Raw genomic sequence first — 19,669 nt, 5'->3', positions numbered from 1 at the left:
AGAAATTTAGTTTTCTAAAAATATTATACTATTGATAAATAGAGTGATTTTTGTCATGATGAAAGTATACTTCATGTAAGGAGCTTTATAAGGAAATACATAATGTGGTTTGTATTAGGTTAATAGAATTTTTTATAGAAGATAGAAAAGCGATGTTTTATATTGAGATATTAAATGAAATGTCGAATTTTCATGCGATATATAAGAAATTTGAAAAAATCATTGCAAAAACACTATAATTAATGATAAAGTTCACATGAAGTTCACACGGATTTCACTTTGTTCATTTAAAATGAACTCTGTGTGAAAAATAAAACTCTTGCTAAAAAATGGAACTGGATGAATATTTTACTTTGATAATATTGTAAAGTATTAAAGTTTTAAGTTTTTTTTTAAGAGGATAGTAGGGAAAGGAAGTAAAGACAACTTATGAAAAAAGTAATTGCAGGTTTAGCAGCAGCTTCTGTAGCTGGCGTTGCAGTTCCAGGAATGGATTCTGCTCATGCACAAGTTTCAAATGAAGCGCTAAAAGAAATTAATGGACAAACTCAAACGACTGTAACTGAAACAAAAACTGTAGAAACAACTTCTGAATTAAAATACACAGTAACTGCTGATGTATTAAATGTTCGTTCAGGTGCTGGTACAGGACATAACGTTATTTCTAAAGTGAAATCAGGTCAAGTGCTACAAGTAGTTGGACAAGAAAACGGTTGGTTCAAAGTAAACGTAAATGGTCAAACAGGTTATGTAAGTGGTGACTTCGTAACGACTGGTGGCAAAACAGGAACGACTGTTCAACAAGGAACAGGTACTTACACAGTAAACGTTTCTTCACTTAACGTACGTACAGGCCCAAGTACATCTCATACAGTTTTAGGTTCTGTAAACAAAGGTAAAACAGTACAAGTTGTAGGTGAAGTACAAGATTGGTTTAAAATCAACTTCAATGGTGGAACTGGATACGTAAGCAAAGACTTCGTAACAAAAGGTGGTTCTGCTGTATCTAACGAAACACAACAACCAACTACAAACAACAATACTACAACAGTTCAAACTGGTGGTTCTTATGTTGTTAACACTGGTGCTTTAAAAGTACGTACAGGCCCAGCTACATACAACGCTGTAATCGGTGGAGTAACAAATGGTAAAGTACTAAACGTTACTGGCGCTGAAAATGGTTGGTACAAAATTAACCATAACGGCCGCACGGGTTACGTAAGTGCAGACTTCGTTAAGTTTGTAAAAGGCGGAGTAAACAACGTTACAAATAACAATAACAATAACGTTACAAATAACGTTCAACAACCAGGTAAAGACGTACAAAAACCAACAACAGGTGGAGATACATCTTCAATCGCTGGATTCGCTAGATCTTTAAATGGTTCACCATACAGAAATGCTGGTACAACACCTGCTGGTTTTGACTGCAGTGGATTCATTCACTACGTATTAAATCAAACTGGTCATAAAGGCGCTCGTCAAACAGTTGCTGGATACTGGAGCTCTAAAACAAAAACTAGCAATCCACAACCAGGTGATTTAGTATACTTCCAAAATACTTATAAATCAGGTCCTTCTCACATGGGTGTTTACTTAGGAAACGGTCAGTTCATTAGTGCAGAAACAGATGCAACTGGTGTACGTATTAGTTCTGTAAGTAACTCTTACTGGAGCAAGCACCTATTAGGTTACACAAAAGCATACTAAGAAAAAGTAGTTTTATATACTTTTCGTATAGAGAAAAGGCTTTCCAAGGAAACTTGGGAAGCCTTTTTATAATTGTATAAATTGGAAGTTTAATAGTTTTTATTTTAAATTTCCATTTAAAAATCGATCATATAAGTCATGGAAATAGTTAGGACGAAATAAGTTCGCTGCATGTCCTGCTAAAGGTATTTCCTTATATAGAACGTTAGGTAAAATAGATTTCAAATCAAATAGACAAGATTTATAGAGATGATCATGCTCTCCCATTACCCATAGTATAGGGTGAGGAAGTGATTCTAATTTAGACTTTAAATCGAATTCTAACCGATGTCGTAATGACTGGGCAATAATGGATGAATGTAATTGTAATCCGAAACGGTAGTAAATATTTCTTGAAATGACTGCAAACGGATTTGCTTTTAGTATACCACTTGGAAAAATAGTATTTGCGTATTGAGAGAGCCATTTAGAGTATTCATCCCCTCGCTTCTCCCAAAAATTTTGGAATACGCTATATAAGCGAGAAGGGTTATTGTAATGTCCTCCAATATGACAAATACTTAATACTTTTTCTGGATGCATTTGTGCAAAAATTGTAGAGATGTAACAGCCGTAACTTAGCGCACAAATATGAGCTTTTTTAATACCTTCTTGTTCATATAAGTTTAATAATTGATCTACGAGACGCTGTAATGAAAAGTCGATTGCTTCTCCTTTATCATCACCGTGACCTAATAAGTCATAAGTTATAATGTTGTAGGAGGCAGAAAATCGTTTTTGCTCCTTTTTGAAGGCGCGACGATTGCCAACTAATCCATGAATAAAAATAATTGTTTCCTTTTCAGAATGTATATTTGTTTGCAAAAAGGATACTCCTTTCACTAGCTGGAGATTTATATCGTGTTGTAAATTATTTATCTATAATTTACATAGAATAATATTAAGTACCAGGTAATAATATCAGATGTTTATATCTGTTGTAAAGATGAGTTTTTATGTATATTTTGTAAAAATAGAAAAAGTGTGTTTACATTCAGTTTACATTTGTATCGTATTCTAATTTTAGAAAGAACAGTTTGGTTTAACACGAGGAGATGAACAGGAATGGAAGTTAGAAATGAAATGAAGAAAAAAGGGAGCTGGAGGCAGTTTTTACGCCTTATTCAAGATACAAATCCTCCGAAAGGAATTTTAGTTTTTGCGTTATTAATGAGTTTGCTTTCTACGGGAGCGAGTTTATTTATTCCTATGCTAACAAAAGGATTAGTAGATAATTTTTCGCTTTCTTCAATTAGTGCAGGACAAATTGTTGGGTTAGTTGCTTTCTTTGTAATGCAAACTATTGCGGCAGGATTGTCTATATATTTACTAAATTATATTGGGCAGAAGATTGTAGCGGGACTAAGAGAACGTTTGTGGAAAAAGGTACTTATCTTGCCGGTATCTTATTACGATCAAAATAGAACAGGTGATACCATTAGCCGTATGACGAATGATACAGGTGTTGTGAAAACGTTAATTTCTGAGCATTTGTCAAACTTATTAACAGGTGGTATTTCAATTGTTGGATCGTTAATTGTATTATTTGTGTTAGATTGGAAAATGACTGCGTTACTTTTAACGGTTATTCCGTTGTCTGTATTAATTTTAGTTCCACTTGGACGAAAAATGTATAAGATTTCAAAAGCGCTTCAAGATGAAACGGCATCTTTTACAAGTGTGTTAACGCAAGTGTTATCAGAAATTCGTTTAGTGAAATCTTCAAATACAGAAAAAAGAGAATATGAAACGGGTAATACAGGTATACAAAAGTTATTACAATTTGGTTTGAAAGAAGGGAAAGTGCAAGCATTAATTTCGCCAGTTATGTCGTTTGTTTTAATGGCACTACTTGTTATTATCGTAGGATATGGCGGGATGAGAGTTTCTAGCGGTGCATTAACAACTGGTGAACTTGTAGCGTTTATTTTGTATTTAGTTCAAATTGTAATGCCGATGAGTCAATTATCTATGTTCTTTACACAATTCCAAAAGGCAATTGGTGCAACGGAAAGAATTAGTACGATTTTAGAATATAAAGTAGAAGATCATGAAACTGGTGTGAAAGTGACAAATGCTAAGCAACCGATCGTTCTTGAAAATGTACATTTTGAGTATAACGAAGAAGAGCAAGTTTTGAGAAATATTGATTTCACAATTGAATCTGGAAAAGTGACAGCGATTGTAGGACCAAGTGGTAGTGGGAAAACAACGTTATTCTCATTACTGGAACGTTTTTATGAGCCAACTAGTGGTGCCATTAAATTAGGAAAAGAATCAATTACGAGTTATTCATTACAGTCATGGCGACGTCAAATCGGTTACGTATCACAAGATAGTCCGTTAATCGATGGAACGATTCGTGATAATATTTGTTACGGCGTTGAAGGCGAAGTAACGGATGAAGAAATTGAAAAAGTAGCAGCAATGGCATATGTTGATGCATTTATTCATGACTTACCAAACGGTTATGCAACAGAAGTTGGAGAACGCGGTGTGAAGCTTTCTGGTGGACAAAGACAGCGAATTGCCATTGCCCGAGCGTTACTTCGAAATCCGCAAATTCTTATGCTCGATGAGGCAACTTCAAGCTTAGATAGTAAATCTGAGTCTGTCGTTCAAAAAGCGTTAAATAACTTAATGAAAGGCAGAACAACGTTAGTGATTGCGCATAGACTTTCTACTGTTGTAGATGCAGATAAAATTATCTTTATTGAGAAAGGGAATCTTACAGGTAGTGGTACGCATGATGAATTATTACAGACGCATGATATGTATCGTGAGTTTGCAACGCAACAATTGAAAATTAAAGAGGGTGCATTTTAAAAAAATATATTAGATGCTAAGTAGAAAGGAAATGGTTCCTTTGATACCTAAAATTTTAATAGTAGACGACGATCCACACATTAGGGAACTCGTTTCTGTATTTTTAGAACGAGAAGGTTTTCAAACATATGAGGCAATTGATGGAGTAGATGCACTTCGGAAAATGGATGACGTAAAAGTCGATATGGTTATTCTTGATATTATGATGCCAAATATGGATGGATTTGATGTATGTTTTGAATTAAGAAAATACTATGATATCCCGGTTCTGATGCTAACTGCCAAAGGGGAAACATCACAAAAAGTAAAAGGATTTCACCTTGGGACAGATGATTATCTTGTAAAGCCATTTGACCCTATAGAACTAGTAGTGAGAGTAAAGGCATTATTGAAACGTTACCAAATTACAGTTTCACAATCGATTCAAGTTGGAAATGTATTATTAAATCGTAAAACATTCGAAGTTACATCTGGAGAACAAACGGTTACGTTACCGTTAAAAGAATTTGAGCTGCTCTTTACTTTAGGGTCTAAATCGGGAAGAACTTGTTCGAGGGAGCAATTAATTGAAGAAATATGGGGATATGATTTTGAAGGGAATGAACGTACACTAGACGTTCATATTAATCGGTTACGTGAGAAGTTTCAAGAAGAGCAGTCGAAATTTAGTATTAAAACGATAAGAGGATTAGGGTATCGCTTAGAGGTAAGTAAATGAGAAAAAGAGAACGAATGAGTAAGTTGAAGATGCTGAAAGTATTTGGAGCGGTATTAGCGCTCTTTTCTTTTCTTACTATCATTTGGTCTATCGCATTTTATGTAGCAACTAGTATATTGAATGCTTTTGACGTAAATGTATCGCCATTTGTTGCCTTTCTAATTAGTGATATGGTCGGTTTTGTATTTATTATTCTTATTTGGACATTAATTGGAATATTAATGAGGCCAAAACGAGAGGCAATGATTTGGACTATTATTGAACCGATACAAAAAATTGCAAAAGGAGACTTCTCCGTAAAAATACGAAATGAAGAAAAGTATGATGGAGAAATTGGCGTGCTCGTAAAAAGTATAAATGATATGACAGATGAACTGAATACGATGGAGAAAATGAGACAAGAATTTGTATCGAATGTTTCTCATGAAATACAGTCACCATTAACTTCTATAAAAGGATTTGCTAGAGCACTACAAGACGATAATCTTTCTGAGGAAAAAAGAAAACATTATCTTACCATTATTGAAACTGAAACAACGAGATTATCTAAACTAAGTCAAAACTTATTGAAGCTAACTCTTTTAGAATCAGAAGAGTATATACCAGAAAGAGTGAGTTATCGATTAGATCAGCAGTTAAAGCAAATTGTGTTAAATAGTGAACCACTCTGGGTTGAAAAAGAAATCGAGTTAGAACTAGATTTAGAAAAAGTACATGTTATTGCTGACCAAGAAAGTATGAGTCAAGTGTGGATTAATTTAATTCATAATAGTATTAAATTTACTCCAAGCGGTGGCACGATTACTATTCAGTTAAAGGAACATGAAACAGTAGTGGAAGTGCGCATCCGTGATTCGGGAATCGGTATATCAGAAGAACAGAAACAACATATTTTTGAGCGTTTTTATAAAGCGGATTCTTCACGAAATCGTGCCTATGGAGGAAGTGGCTTAGGTTTAGCTATTGTAAAGAAAGTACTCGACCTTCATCAAGGAGAGATAAAAGTAGAGAGTGAAGAAGGAAATAGAACAGAATTTATTGTGTGTATTCCTAATTATGAAGAAAAATAGTGTTAGAAGGAGAGCCTTCTAACACTATTTTTCTTTAAAAATGCATTTACCGTTACTGCAATTATATTGATAATCTTTTCCTTCGCTATTCATACGGTATGAGTAATCAGATTCTTTATCTTTCTTAAAGTCAACGTATGCTTCTGCACCGTTTTTATCGTCATCTATATCAATGAATTGAACGTTTCGTATAGAATAATCTTTCTTTTCTCTTAAACCTCTTCCTTGCAAGTTTGTATGAATACCATCTACTAACTGGTCAAACAACGACCAGTTTAAATTAAGATGTTCAAATGACTCAGTATGTCTTCCTAAAATACCGTTGTCTTGTATTATTTTTTTATTATCATCGTATGTATAAGAGTATGTAAAATATGGTTCGTCTTTATATACTACTGTTGCATAATAGCCAATATTATAAATGGGAGTATATTTTCCGGTTATGTCTTGTATTTCTTCTTGCTTATAACCTTTTTTAATATGGAGATAATTGCTAGTATCTTTTTCTATTACTTTATAATTTAGTGGATTACCAAATATAAAGTACAGGGCAAACAATATGATAAATAGTCCGACTGCAGTTAGTAACAAGACCCTTTTTTTTTCTTTTCATACACATACACTCTCCTATGCTGGATTTGTTTTTATTTTACATGAATAATGGTAAAAACATGAAACTTATAAACAAAAACTTTCTATAGTTACCTACAAGTAACCTACGCACATGAAAGTGCATCATTGCCTTTTTACATAAACATAGATACAATTTTAATATAATACATAACTGAGATGATTAAGGAGTGTTATACTTGGCAGAATTATTACAAGGTAAAAATGCTTTAATTACAGGAGCAGGTAGAGGGATTGGTCGCGCTGTAGCAATCGCATTAGCGAAAGAAGGTGTAAATGTAGGCTTATTAGCTCGTTCAGAAGAAAACTTAAAAGCTGTAGCGAAAGAAGTAGAAGCAGAAGGTGTAAAAGCTGTTATTGCAACTGCTGATGTTTCTTCATACGAAGAAGTGACTACTGCGATTGAAACGTTAAAAAATGGTTTAGGATCTATCGATATTTTAATTAATAACGCTGGTATTTCTAAGTTCGGTAAGTTTTTAGAATTAGATGTTGCTGATTGGGAAAAAATCATTCAAGTAAACTTAATGGGTGTATATTATGCAACTCGTGCTGCTTTACCAAGCATGATTGAACAACAATCTGGTGATATCATTAACATTTCATCTACAGCAGGACAAAAAGGTGCACCTGTAACAAGTGCATATAGTGCTTCTAAATTTGGTGTCCTTGGCCTAACAGAATCGTTAGCGATGGAAGTTCGCAAACATAACATTCGTGTAACAGCTTTAACTCCAAGTACAGTAGCGACTGATATGGCTGTAGATTTAGGATTAACTGATGGAAACCCTGATAAAGTAATGCAAGCAGAAGATATTGCAGAATTTATCGTAGCGCAGCTGAAATTAAATAAACGTACATTTATTAAATCTGCTGGGCTTTGGTCTACTAATCCATAGGAAGTAAATTTAACTTTAAAAGAAGGGATATCTATTCTGTAAGGGGTAGATGTCCCTTCTTTATTTTTTGTATTCGAGACAGAATTTTCGGTATAATCAAAAGTGAATGCTAGAAAGCATTGGAAAATTGAAAGGGGTGATATTTGCATGAGTGGAATTGAGAAATGGACGGCTGTTGATCAATATATGAGTGATGTATTAATACCGAAAGATTCTACATTAGAAGGGGTTCTTCAAACTAATGCTGCAGCTAATTTGCCAGCACATGATGTATCACCAACGCAAGGGAAGTTTTTACAACTGTTAGTACAAATTCAAGGGGCTCGTAATGTTTTAGAAATTGGCACGCTAGGCGGGTATAGCACGATATGGCTTGCTAGAGCATTGCCATCTGGAGGCCGAGTTGTTACATTGGAAGCAAGTGAAAAACATGCTGAAATTGCACGTAGCAATATTGAGCGTGCTAATTTGACTGATAAAATTGAAATACGAACAGGATTAGCGTTCGATTCTTTACAACAAATAGAAAACGAGAAGTATGAACCGTTTGATTTTATTTTTATAGATGCTGATAAACAAAATAACCCTGCTTATTTTGAATGGGCACTAAAACTATCACGACCGGGTACTGTAATTATTGGGGATAACGTAGTACGTGAAGGAGAAGTTATTGACAATACTAGTACCGATCCTCGTGTACAAGGGATACGTCGTTTCTATGAATTAATAGCTGCTGAGCCACGTGTTAGTGCTACAGCGCTTCAAACTGTCGGAAGTAAGGGATACGATGGATTTGTAATGGCAATCGTAAAAGAATGAGGTAAGGAGATAGATAGAATGAAAAAGATGTTTGAAAAATTATAACATGTATCTTGTATAACGAGATTAGCTCGTGGGCCTCCGACATACATAACACTATATTATATATCAAAAAATTGGAGGCTATAAGTAGATGAGAACTGAAAAAGAAATGCTAGACTTAATTATTAATACAGCAAAAGAGGATGGAAGAATTCGAGCAGTTATCATGAATGGATCGCGTGTAAATCCAAATGTGAAAAGAGATTGTTTTCAAGACTATGATATTATGTATGTTGTAAATGATATACAATCTTTTACGTCTAATCATAATTGGGTTCATAGATTTGGAGAAATAATGATAGTACAAATGCCAGAAGAAATGTCGTTAGTTCAACCAGATGAAGATGGGAAGTTTCCGTATTTAATGCAGTTCATGGATGGGAATCGGATTGATTTAACGCTAGTTCCAGTTGAGTTAATAAAAAAGTTCGTTGGACAAGATAGTTTAAGTAAATTACTTCTCGATAAAGATAATTGTATGGAAGGATTCCCGCCAGCAAGCGATAAAGATTACTTAATAAAAAAGCCTACAGAAAAAGAGTTTTTGGATTGTTGTAATGAATTTTGGTGGTGTAGTACGAATGTGGCAAAAGGGCTATGGAGAGAAGAGCTTTCTTATGCAAAAGGAATGCTTGAGGGACCAGTGCGAGATATGTTCATCGTAATGCTAGAATGGTATATTGGTATGAAAACAGATTTTACAGTTAATGCAGGGAAGTTTGGAAAGCATTTCGAGCAATATATTGAAAAAGATATGTGGGTGCAATTTAAAAGAACATTTTCTAATGCAGAATATGAAAACATATGGGAGTCATTCTTTGTCATGGGTGATTTATTTAGGGAAGTGGCGAACGAAATCGCTAACAAATATGAATATCAATATCCGCAAGATGATGATGATAAAGTGACGAACTATTTAAAACATGTGAAAGCTTTGCCAAAAGATAGTACATCGATTTATTAATAATAGTGAGCAGTAAGACTGTCCTAATTAAGGACAGTCTTATTTTTGTTTATGAATAACAATTTCTCTAACAAAGTGCAGATGAATCACATATGAAAATTTAGGGAGGTTTTTTATCATGTATTATTTTTATTCGCCAGAAATGTTTGCTCCATATCAATGGGGACTAGAACGAGATGTTTCGTATGCTTATATGCCATATAACTCATTTTATTATGGAGACTATATAAGCGCATTGCCATACGCATATATCCCTCAAAGCTATGAAGTACAAATGAAAGCAGATGATCGTGGATCGTGGACACCATTTACATGGGTTGAAAAATATGCGTACGCATTTTCAGGACCGTATAATAAAGCGGAAGTAGCTCTTACATTTGATGATGGACCAGATTCAGAATTCACGCCAAAAATATTAGATAAGTTAAAACAACATAATGTAAAAGCTACTTTTTTCTTACTTGGTGAAAACGCAGAAAAATTTCCGAATGTAGTAAAGCGTATTGCAAATGAAGGGCATGTAATTGGTAATCATACGTACAGTCATCCGAATTTAGCGAAAGTAAATGACGCTGAGTACCGTAATCAAATTATAAAAACGGAAGAAATATTAAAACGTTTAGCCGGCTATGCTCCTAAATTTATACGTCCACCGTATGGTGAAATACTTGAAAATCAATTGAATTGGGCAACTGAGCAAAATTTTATGATTGTACAGTGGAGTGTTGATACAGTTGATTGGAAAGGTGTAAGTGCCGATACGATTACAAATAATGTGTTAGGGAATTCATTTCCAGGTAGTGTCATACTGCAGCATTCTACTCCAGGTGGGCATTTACAAGGATCTGTTGATGCACTAGACAAAATCATTCCGCAGTTAAAAACGAAAGGGGCACGTTTTGTAACACTTCCAAGTATGTTCCAGACATCGAAAGAAAGAAAGTGAATGTGTTATAAATTGGAAAAATAAGGGTTGTGTCGTATAATGAAAGTGTAAGTTAGGGGGGGGATATAATTGATTGATGCACTAGTAAACATAGGAATAAGCATATTGATTGGTATTATTTTTATACTTGCGGCAATTATTCTTCAAAAAAATCCACCGACCGATATTAATGCGGCATATGGTTATCGCACGAAACGATCTATGAAAAATAAGGAATTATGGGATGCGGGTAACAGGTATAGTGCAGAAGTGATGAAGCAAAACGGATTTATCATGATGTTAATTGGAAGTGTTATTAGTATACTGTTTAGATATCCACATACAATAATAGCGATTATAGTGGTTATGCTGTTATTAATCATTCGTTTATTTATACAAGTAGAGGGTAGATTAAAAATACTTGAACAATAATAAAAAATAGGACTCTACGCAATATTATGCTAGGAGTCCTATTTTATTTATAAACTATTATTTTTTAATAATTCTTTTCCTTGCTCTATAACAAATTCATAGTATGCAAGATCATACGGATAAATATCTTCAAATGTTATCGTAATCGGTGTATTGTTTAAGACTGAAATAGTCGTTAAAGATGAAATCTCTCCTTTTAATAGTTGTAGAAAAGAAGTTGCATGTACTTTCATCACATCGTCTACTTCTTCACCTGGTGCGAATGGAAGTGGATTGATGACGTTGTGAAAATACATATGACAAAACTCGCGATCAGTAAGATTTGAAATTTCATAATCTATTTTAAAGATTCCCTTGTATGTTAAATCATTAGTTTGAAAGGAAAGCCCTAATTCTTCCTCAATTTCACGAAGACCACCAATTTGTACATCTTCATCATGCATAATATGTCCAGCTGAAGTAATATCCCATATACATGGAGCTTCTTTTTTATTTTTAGAGCGTAATTGGAAATATAAAAACATATCTTCATTATCTTTTTCTACAAACCAGCAATGAAATGTTTCGTGCCAATCGCCGTCACGATGCACTTCATCACGTAATTTCTTCCCAAGTGTATTTCTTTCAGAATCAAATATTGTTAACCACTCTGTCATTTTAATTCCCCTTTCCTCAAATTTTATTATACAATATTTGTATTGAATTTTGGGAAAATAAAGAAAAAGGAGTGGTTATAAGTGGGGATCGAGCGTACGGAAATAAAATCGATTATTTCAACAGAGGAAGAGTTACGGAAAATATTGGGGCAACCAAGTGAGCGAGCGTTGAAAAAAGTCATTTCATCATTAGACCACCATTGCGTAGATTTTCTTTCTAAATCTCCTTTTCTAGTATTATCCACTGGAAATAAGTTGGGGGAGTGTGACGCCTCGCCGCGAGGAGATGCACCTGGATTTGTATACGTACTCAATAATAATAAAATTATCATTCCAGAAAGACCAGGAAATCGTCGTATAGACTCCATTTTGAATATTATTTCAAATCCACATGTAGGACTAATCTTTTTTATTCCAGGTCTTGGGGAGACACTCAGAATAAATGGCCGAGCGTATATTACAAACGACGAAGAAATTTTGAAAGAAATGCAGGCGAATGGACGCAATCCGTTGCTTGGAATTGTTGTTGAAATAGAAGAGTGTTATATTCATTGTGCAAAAGCGTTTATTCGTTCTAAGATGTGGGATCCAGAATCTTGGTTAAATAAAAAAGAGTTACCATCAGCAGCAAAAATGTTGCTGGAGCATGCGAAAGTGAATACTTCAGAAGAAGATGTTGCACGTTCTTTAGAAGAAAGTTATACAAAAAGATTGTATTAAAAATTTTATTAATATAGTTTTGTAGAGCGGATATGTACGGGTTTTAGAATGGGGAATTTATATATGAACCGTTGATTTATAAACTGGAGAAATAACAAAATAGGTAAATTGAGTGGCGGTTGCATAATGATATTGTGAAATATAATAAAAAAAATTCTTGAAAATAGTTAGTAAAAATAGGCTTGCTTTTTAAAAAGTTGATAACTATAATAAATTAACAAATAGACATGAACGAAAAAGTAACGATAAGGACAAGAAATCATTTTTACGGTTTACAGAGAGGGAAGCCAAGGGTGTGAGCTTCCTAACACGAGAAATGATTTTACCACCTTTGAACTTCAATAGTGAACGAGTAATCTAGTAATTATTGACGGTATCAGCCGTTATCTGAACTTGAGCAATCTAGGGAGAAATACGTCTAGATTGGAACAAGGGTGGAACCACGAAAACACATTCGTCCCTTTCCTAGGGATGAGTGTGTTTTTTTACGGATTTAGAGATTGAAAATTTAAAATAATTAAAAAATAGTATTGATTTTGTTTTTTATGCGAGTATAATGAGTTAACAAATAAACATGAACGAAAAAGTAACGATAAGGACAAGAAATCATTTTTACGGTTTACAGAGAGGGAAGCCAAGGGTGTGAGCTTCCTAACACGAGAAATGATTTTACCACCTTTGAACTTCAATAGTGAACGAGTAATCTAGTAATTATTGACGGTATCAGCCGTTATCTGAACTTGAGCAATCTAGGGAGAAATACGTCTAGATTGGAACAAGGGTGGAACCACGAAAACACATTCGTCCCTTTCCTAGGGATGGGTGTGTTTTTTTTATTACTTTGAAGGGAGGTGCGGTAGCATGAAACTATTTATAAGTACGGAAATAACCACCACCTGCATGACAAAAAAGCAGAGTAAGGTGATTTATAGGTGTAACAATTAAACTTTTAGGAGGAGATTAGAAGATGAATAACGTTATAAATGTTGGGGTATTAGGTTTAGGTACGGTCGGAAGTGGTGTTGTTCATATTTTGAAAGAACATTATAAAAAAATCGCTCTTGATACAGGATACGCAGTGAAAGTGAAAACAGTCGTTGTACGTGATTTGGAAAAAGAACGCGATGTTTGTATTGACGGAATTGCAGTCACAAGTCATGTAGATGAAGTTCTAAATGATTCAAATATTGATATTGTAGTAGAGGTAATGGGCGGAATTGAAGAAGCAAAACAGCATATTGTTAAGGCTTTAGAAAATAAAAAACATGTCGTAACAGCAAATAAAGATTTAATGGCTGTATATGGTGCAGAGCTTCTTCAACTGGCAAACGATAATGATTGTGATTTATGTTATGAAGCGAGCGTAGCAGGCGGTATTCCAGTGTTAAGAGGACTAACTGACGGGCTAGCATCAGATCAAATTGAAAAAATAATGGGAATTGTAAATGGTACAACAAATTATATGTTAACAAAAATGAGTCAAAATGGGTGGTCTTATGAAGAGGCTTTACAGGAAGCGCAAAAATTAGGTTTTGCAGAATCGGATCCGACAGCAGATGTAGATGGACTAGATGCGGCGAGAAAGGTAGCAATTCTTGCAAACTTAGGTTTTTCGATGAATGTTTCATTAGATGATGTGCAAGTAAGAGGGATTCGAAAGGTCGAAAAAGAAGATTTACAAATGGCTGAAAAGTTAGGATTTACTATGAAGTTAATTGGGAAAGCAGAAAAACAAGGATCAGCCATTCATTTAAGTGTAGAACCGACACTTTTACCAAGTCGTCATCCATTATCGAATGTAAATAATGAATTTAATGCAGTATATGTTCACGGTCAAGCGGTAGGAGAAGTAATGTTTTACGGACCTGGAGCTGGAAAGTTGCCAACTGGTTCTGCTGTAGTAAGTGATATTATTTCCATCGTTAAAAATATGAATCAAGTGCCGAAAAATAAAAGTGCGTTAAAAGAACCAGTTCCTTATGAATTACAAGGTGATGAAGAAGTAGTTTCGAAATATTTCTTGCGTATTTCATTACGAGATGAGCCTGGGATGTTACAAAAAATAACAGAATGTTTCGTTAATTACTCTGTGAGTTTAAAAGAAGTTATTCAATTACCTTTAAACCGTGAACTGGCAGAAGTTGTTGTTGTGACACATCGAACTTCCAAGTATCAATTCGAACGAGTTTTAGGAGCGATAGAAGCTGTCGCAAGTGAAATAAACAGTTACTACATTATTGAGGAGGAAAAACAATATGTATAAAGGACTATTGAAACAATATGCTTCTTATTTACCGGTGAATGAAAACACACCTGATGTCAGTTTAATGGAAGGAAATACACCTCTTATTCCGTTATTAAATATATCAAAGCAATTAGGGATTCAGCTATATGGTAAGTACGAAGGAGCGAATCCGACAGGTTCTTTTAAAGATCGTGGTATGGTGATGGCAGTTGCTAAGGCGAAAGAAGAAGGTTCAGAAGCAATCATTTGTGCATCAACAGGTAATACATCAGCATCAGCTGCAGCATATGCGGCACGTCTTGGGATGAAATGTATAATCGTAATCCCTGAAGGAAAGATTGCGCATGGAAAATTAGCGCAAGCGGTCGCTTATGGAGCTGAAATTATTTCAATAGAAGGGAATTTCGATGATGCACTTAAGGCTGTAAGAAATATTGCTGCAGAAGAGCCGATTACATTAGTAAATTCAGTGAATCCTTATCGAATTGAAGGACAAAAAACAGCAGCATTTGAAATTTGTGACCAATTGCAAAATGCACCAGATGTTCTAGCTATCCCTGTTGGGAACGCAGGGAATATTACAGCATATTGGAAAGGCTTCTGTGAATATGAGAAAGAAAAAGGTTATAAGAAGCCAAGAATTCATGGCTTTGAAGCAGAAGGAGCAGCGGCAATTGTAAAAGGGCATGTAATTGAAGAGCCTGAAACAATTGCAACAGCAATTCGCATTGGTAACCCAGCAAGTTGGTCGTATGCAGTAGAGGCTGCCGAGCAGTCTTGTGGTGAAATAGATATGGTATCAGATGAAGAAATTTTACATGCGTATAGGTTATTGGCAAAAACTGAAGGAGTTTTCGCTGAACCGGGATCAAATGCTTCATTAGCTGGCGTAATTAAACATGTTAAATCTGGAAAAATCAAAAAGGGAGAAACAGTTGTTGCAGTATTAACTGGAAATGGTTTGAAGGATCCTGATATCGCTATTTCTTCAAATCAACTAGACATCGCAAGTTTGTCAAATGATATAGAACAGATTAAAGATCATATTAAAGGGGTGATTATGTCGTGATACCACTAAGTGTTCGTGTCCCTGCTAGTACGGCAAATGTTGGTCCTGGATTTGATTCAGTTGGAATAGCTTTGTCATTGTATTTAGATGTGGTGGTTAAAGAAAAAGCTGATAAATGGCAAGTAATCCATTCCTTTGAAGAATCAATTCCGACAGACGATAAAAATTTAATCGTTAGCACGGCATGTAAAGTATGTCCTTCTATATCACCCCATATAATAGAAGTTACTAGTAATATCCCATTAACAAGAGGGCTAGGAAGTAGTGCATCAGCGATTGTAGCTGGGATAGAGCTTGCGAATCAACTAGGCAATTTGAACTTAACTGCTGATCAAAAAGTTCAAATTGCTACAAATTTTGAAGGACATCCTGATAATGTTGCTGCTTCTATATTAGGTGGAACTGTAATCGGAGCACTTGATGGAAAGGATATTTCCGTCGTAAGAATTGAGAGCAAGGAATTAGGGGTAATTTCTCTTATTCCGAATGAAGAATTAAATACAGATGAAAGTCGATCTGTATTACCAAAGATGTTTCCGTTTCATGAGGCAGTTAAAGCTAGTGCGATAAGTAACGTATTAGTAGCTGCATTATGTCAAAAGCGGTGGGAAGTTGTAGGTGAAATGATGGAGAGAGACCATTTTCACGAGCCATATCGTTTAGAACTCGTACCGTTATTACCATCTATTCGTAAATGCGCAAAAGAATTTGGTGCGTACGGCACAGCACTTAGCGGTGCGGGACCATCTATTTTTATATTAACGCCATATGAGAAACGTCAAGAAATCGCTGAGCAATTAGCGAGAGTATTTACAGATATGAAAGTATGTGAGCTTGAAATCGACCATAAAGGTATTATTGTAAATAAGCAAGAGCATATTGGATCGTAAAGAAAGCTGGCATGGCTAGCTTTCTTTACGTTGCAAACCTATTTTAAATTAGGTTTTTTCGGGAAAAAATATAAAACAAATGTTGATTTTGAATAATGTAAGTAAAGAGTGCATTCATTTTGGAGGTGATTAAATGAATAAAGAGTCACCAGAAGAAAAAAGAGAGCGTATGAGACAAAGTGAATTAAAAAGTAATCCTACGGGTTCTTTACATGACGGACTCAATAGAGCGGAAACAGGTAGTCCAGTTGATATAGCAGGCGGTATGAATTGGAAAGGTACAGGGATAATCATTTTAGTACTACTTTTAGGATACATTGTATACACTTGTTTTTTCAGTTAAAGAATGCTTGTTAAAATTTTGATTTGTTTAGTTTCATAATTGTTGAGAAAAAATGCAGTTACTGTATTACATATCTTCTAAGCGAATTATAGTTGTTTATATCAACTTTTAATACTCCAAATAGAGCTAGCAAAATGCTAGCTCTATTATTTTTTTGCCACATTCCTGTAACAAACCACCTGTATATTCATTGGTGGAGGTGCAGAGGATGAAAAAAATGATAGCGATATGTCTTCTAACAACTATGCCATTTTCGACTTTAGTCGGTTGTGACGTAAAAGGTAGTAATGCTGTACAAGAGTCTAAAATAAAGAAATCGACGTATAAAGATTTTACTTATGATGTAAATCCAGAAACATTCACATTAACTGTAGAATATGAGGGGGTAAAGGAACAGGCATCACAACCCCTACCGAAAATGAAGGTATCGAATGTAAAAAAAGAAAAGGATCGTACATCGTGGGAATATCCAGATCAAAAAGTAAAAATAAAATTAGAAAAGAAAAAAGACCACTTAAACATTGAAGTGGAATCGACTGGTGCAGAAAGCTTTACATGGCCGAAAGTAGAAGCTGAAAATTATACACTTCCGTTATGGGAGGGTAAGCAAATTTCGAGCAATGATGAGAATTGGAAGAAGTTTTTAAAGGATGATGCATATTCATTTGCTGAATCATTTTCTATGAAGTTTTTCGCATTAAATGGTTCGAAATATGCAATTGTATATATTGCAAACAATATGTTTAATAATGAATTGAAATTTCATTCGGATCCGAAAATAGGATTTGATTTTACACATGAATTTCCGAGCATAAATAAAAATAAAACATATGGATTTCAATTATATGTGACAAATAATGATGCGGTAAGCATTGCTAAACTGTATAAGGATGATATTGTTCGAAAAGGTGAATTTAAAACATTACAAGAAAAGGCTAGAAAAAATAAAGAAATCGAAAAGTTATATGGAGCGGCGCATTTTTATTTTTGGAATCAAAATGGTTTATCAGAAAGTAATATAAATTGGCCAAAACTAAGGGAGCAAATAAATAGCCCGCTGTTTAGTCATATAAAAGAACTTATTCAAAAGAATAGTTCAGAGCCTGGGGAACTGAATGTATTAGATCAAGTAAGTAAACAAGATTTCATTGATAAGTATCAAAAAAATGTTATTTTACGTTATATAAACGAAGTATTATCCATGAAGGAATTTTATAAAGAGGATATTTTTCAAAACGTTGATCAGGAAGCTAGTGTGCTATTAAAGAAAGGTGTAGGTCACTTAACGAACACAGAATTGTATAGCTTAAATAAGCATTTATTAAAGTCGCTACTTGGTGATGCGGTTGAAGAGGTAAGTAAATGGGGTAATGCAGATGGAACAGACATACTAAAGGAAATGAAAGAGGCAGGAATAGAAAAAGCGTGGATTGGTCTGCCGAACTGGGAACAAGGATTTATGCAACCAAATTTCGTGACAAAAGCTAAGGAAATGGGGTATTTAGTTGGTCCGTATGATTCATATCATTCCATTCACGAAAAAAGTGATAAAAATTGGAACACAGCATCCTTTAATGACCCATCATTATACGAAGAGGCTACTGTAACGAAGAAAAACGGAGAAAAGGTGCAAGGCTTTTTAGGCAGAGGTCGCAAGTTAAACCCGACTTTATCGCTGCCTAGTGTAAAGGAACGCATGAATGATATATTACAAAATGGTCCTAAATATAATTCATGGTTTATTGATTGTGATGCGACAGGTGAAATTTACGATGATTATTCAGCGAAACATATAACGACACAAGAGCAAGATTTAAAAGCACGTTTAAAACGAATGGACTACATTGCGCAAGAAAAGGGTATGGTCGTTGGTTCTGAAGGTGGAAATGATTTTGCTAGTAATACGATTGCATTTGCACACGGAATTGAAACACCCGTTATTAAATGGGACGATGAAGATATGAGGAAAAATAAAACAAGTCCGTATTATGTTGGCGGATATTGGTCACCAAATCAAAATGTTCCTGAAAAATATGCAAAACAAGTACCATTGAAGGAAGAATATAAACAAGTATATTTAAATCCAGTATATTCGGTACCATTATATAAATTAGTATACAATGATTCCGTTATTACAACGCATCATTGGGAATGGGGAAGTTTAAAGGTAAAAGATGAAGTTGGAAATCGAATGCTGTCTGAATTATTGTATAATGTTCCTCCGTTGTACCATTTAGATGAAGTAGAGTGGAATAAGCATAAAAAAGAAATTACAGAGCATCTAAAAGTTTGGAATGAAGTTCATGAAAAAGCAGTAAAAGAAGAGATGACGAATTTTGCGTATTTGTCAGAAGATAAGCTAGTACAATCTGTTTCTTATGGAAAAAATATTAAAATCATTGTGAACTTCTCAAATGAAGACATGGAAGTAGAAAAAACGAAAATAAAAGCAAAGTCGGCTTTTATTGATAATCAGGGGAAGAAAAGCATGTATACGCCGTTTGAGAAATAATAACGTGAAATATACTGTATTCATAGAGGTTTTATCATTAGCTGGACTCTTTATTCATATCGTTTATCTGGAAAAAGATATCCTAATTTAAAATGAAAGAGTTAATGAATTTATAAATTTGCATGTTGCGAAGTGCTAAATTTTTGAAATTGGTAAATAG

Annotated in this window: 18 protein-coding genes and 2 other annotated features; of the genes, 15 read left to right on the top strand and 3 right to left on the bottom strand. The window is 34.5% G+C overall.

Going from position 1 to position 19,669, the window contains the following annotated elements:
* Positions 1–429: 429 nt before the first annotated feature.
* Positions 430–1,710, top strand: a complete 1,281-nt coding sequence (gene entFM / locus ACO6VI_RS23300) for an enterotoxin EntFM (protein WP_088020862.1) — start codon at positions 430–432, stop codon at positions 1,708–1,710.
* A gap of 99 nt (positions 1,711–1,809) precedes the next feature.
* On the opposite strand, the gene ACO6VI_RS23295 is transcribed toward entFM, so the two are convergent.
* Positions 1,810–2,574, bottom strand: a complete 765-nt coding sequence (locus ACO6VI_RS23295; protein WP_065228667.1) for an alpha/beta fold hydrolase — start codon at positions 2,572–2,574, stop codon at positions 1,810–1,812.
* 240 nt (positions 2,575–2,814) lie between these two features.
* On the opposite strand from ACO6VI_RS23295, the gene ACO6VI_RS23290 reads away from it, so the two are divergent.
* From ACO6VI_RS23290 to hitS, 3 genes are read left to right on the top strand one after another with little or no spacing between them, the layout of a single operon-like run.
* Complete coding sequence (locus ACO6VI_RS23290) at positions 2,815–4,575, top strand: ABC transporter ATP-binding protein (RefSeq protein WP_088020863.1); 1,761 nt, start codon at positions 2,815–2,817, stop codon at positions 4,573–4,575.
* 40 nt (positions 4,576–4,615) lie between these two features.
* Complete coding sequence (gene hitR / locus ACO6VI_RS23285) at positions 4,616–5,293, top strand: envelope stress response regulator transcription factor HitR (RefSeq protein ID WP_000612415.1); 678 nt, start codon at positions 4,616–4,618, stop codon at positions 5,291–5,293.
* Complete coding sequence (gene hitS, locus ACO6VI_RS23280; RefSeq protein ID WP_140157246.1) at positions 5,290–6,363, top strand: envelope stress sensor histidine kinase HitS; 1,074 nt, start codon at positions 5,290–5,292, stop codon at positions 6,361–6,363. Before hitR ends, hitS begins: the two co-directional genes overlap by 4 nt.
* A gap of 24 nt (positions 6,364–6,387) precedes the next feature.
* Here the strand turns inward: hitS and ACO6VI_RS23275 are convergent, their stop codons facing one another.
* Positions 6,388–6,954 (bottom strand): DUF3139 domain-containing protein, encoded by a 567-nt coding sequence (locus ACO6VI_RS23275; RefSeq protein ID WP_088020864.1) that lies wholly within the window; start codon positions 6,952–6,954, stop codon positions 6,388–6,390.
* 218 nt (positions 6,955–7,172) lie between these two features.
* On the opposite strand from ACO6VI_RS23275, the gene ACO6VI_RS23270 reads away from it, so the two are divergent.
* The 5 genes from ACO6VI_RS23270 (at position 7,173) to ACO6VI_RS23250 (ending at position 11,074) form a co-directional block, all read left to right on the top strand.
* Entirely contained in the window at positions 7,173–7,892 is a 720-nt protein-coding gene (locus tag ACO6VI_RS23270) for a 3-ketoacyl-ACP reductase (RefSeq protein WP_000818985.1), read from the top strand.
* A gap of 147 nt (positions 7,893–8,039) precedes the next feature.
* Positions 8,040–8,711: an O-methyltransferase gene (locus ACO6VI_RS23265; protein ID WP_063547086.1), complete on the top strand. Its 672-nt coding sequence runs from the start codon at positions 8,040–8,042 to the stop codon at positions 8,709–8,711.
* A gap of 133 nt (positions 8,712–8,844) precedes the next feature.
* Positions 8,845–9,717 (top strand): aminoglycoside 6-adenylyltransferase, encoded by an 873-nt coding sequence (locus ACO6VI_RS23260; RefSeq protein ID WP_001258527.1) that lies wholly within the window; start codon positions 8,845–8,847, stop codon positions 9,715–9,717.
* 118 nt (positions 9,718–9,835) lie between these two features.
* The gene (locus ACO6VI_RS23255; protein ID WP_000291203.1) at positions 9,836–10,663 is read left to right on the top strand and encodes a peptidoglycan-N-acetylglucosamine deacetylase; all 828 of its coding nucleotides are present in this window, start codon (positions 9,836–9,838) and stop codon (positions 10,661–10,663) included.
* Positions 10,664–10,735: 72 nt separating this feature from the next.
* The gene (locus ACO6VI_RS23250; RefSeq protein ID WP_161519801.1) at positions 10,736–11,074 is read left to right on the top strand and encodes an SdpI family protein; all 339 of its coding nucleotides are present in this window, start codon (positions 10,736–10,738) and stop codon (positions 11,072–11,074) included.
* A 47-nt stretch (positions 11,075–11,121) separates the two neighbouring features.
* Here ACO6VI_RS23250 and ACO6VI_RS23245 read toward each other — a convergent pair whose 3' ends face one another.
* Positions 11,122–11,730, bottom strand: a complete 609-nt coding sequence (locus tag ACO6VI_RS23245; RefSeq protein WP_023521722.1) for an NUDIX hydrolase — start codon at positions 11,728–11,730, stop codon at positions 11,122–11,124.
* Positions 11,731–11,811: 81 nt separating this feature from the next.
* On the opposite strand from ACO6VI_RS23245, the gene ACO6VI_RS23240 reads away from it, so the two are divergent.
* The 6 genes from ACO6VI_RS23240 (at position 11,812) to ACO6VI_RS23215 (ending at position 19,509) form a co-directional block, all read left to right on the top strand.
* Complete coding sequence (locus tag ACO6VI_RS23240) at positions 11,812–12,450, top strand: pyridoxamine 5'-phosphate oxidase family protein (RefSeq protein ID WP_000510726.1); 639 nt, start codon at positions 11,812–11,814, stop codon at positions 12,448–12,450.
* Positions 12,451–12,683: 233 nt separating this feature from the next.
* Positions 12,684–12,915: a binding site (T-box leader), on the top strand.
* 115 nt (positions 12,916–13,030) lie between these two features.
* Positions 13,031–13,262 (top strand) — a binding site (T-box leader).
* A gap of 155 nt (positions 13,263–13,417) precedes the next feature.
* Positions 13,418–14,713, top strand: coding sequence for a homoserine dehydrogenase (locus ACO6VI_RS23235; RefSeq protein WP_023521724.1), 1,296 nt, complete (start codon positions 13,418–13,420; stop codon positions 14,711–14,713).
* Complete coding sequence (thrC, locus tag ACO6VI_RS23230) at positions 14,706–15,764, top strand: threonine synthase (RefSeq protein ID WP_000276434.1); 1,059 nt, start codon at positions 14,706–14,708, stop codon at positions 15,762–15,764. The genes ACO6VI_RS23235 and thrC overlap by 8 nt, the downstream gene beginning before the upstream one ends.
* Positions 15,761–16,654, top strand: coding sequence for a homoserine kinase (gene thrB / locus ACO6VI_RS23225; RefSeq protein ID WP_063547087.1), 894 nt, complete (start codon positions 15,761–15,763; stop codon positions 16,652–16,654). Before thrC ends, thrB begins: the two co-directional genes overlap by 4 nt.
* A 133-nt stretch (positions 16,655–16,787) precedes the next feature.
* Entirely contained in the window at positions 16,788–16,997 is a 210-nt protein-coding gene (locus tag ACO6VI_RS23220) for a DUF6366 family protein (protein ID WP_063547088.1), read from the top strand.
* Between the two features lie 208 nt (positions 16,998–17,205).
* Positions 17,206–19,509: a glycoside hydrolase gene (locus ACO6VI_RS23215; RefSeq protein ID WP_088020865.1), complete on the top strand. Its 2,304-nt coding sequence runs from the start codon at positions 17,206–17,208 to the stop codon at positions 19,507–19,509.
* Positions 19,510–19,669 lie beyond the last annotated feature (160 nt).

This window comes from Bacillus sp. PSXD-155 (assembly GCF_049310765.1).
GTDB classification, from domain to species: Bacteria; Bacillota; Bacilli; order Bacillales; family Bacillaceae_G; genus Bacillus_A; species Bacillus_A cereus.
Note: the sequence above shows the minus strand (reverse complement) of the source record. Positions and strands in the feature narration are given on the sequence as shown.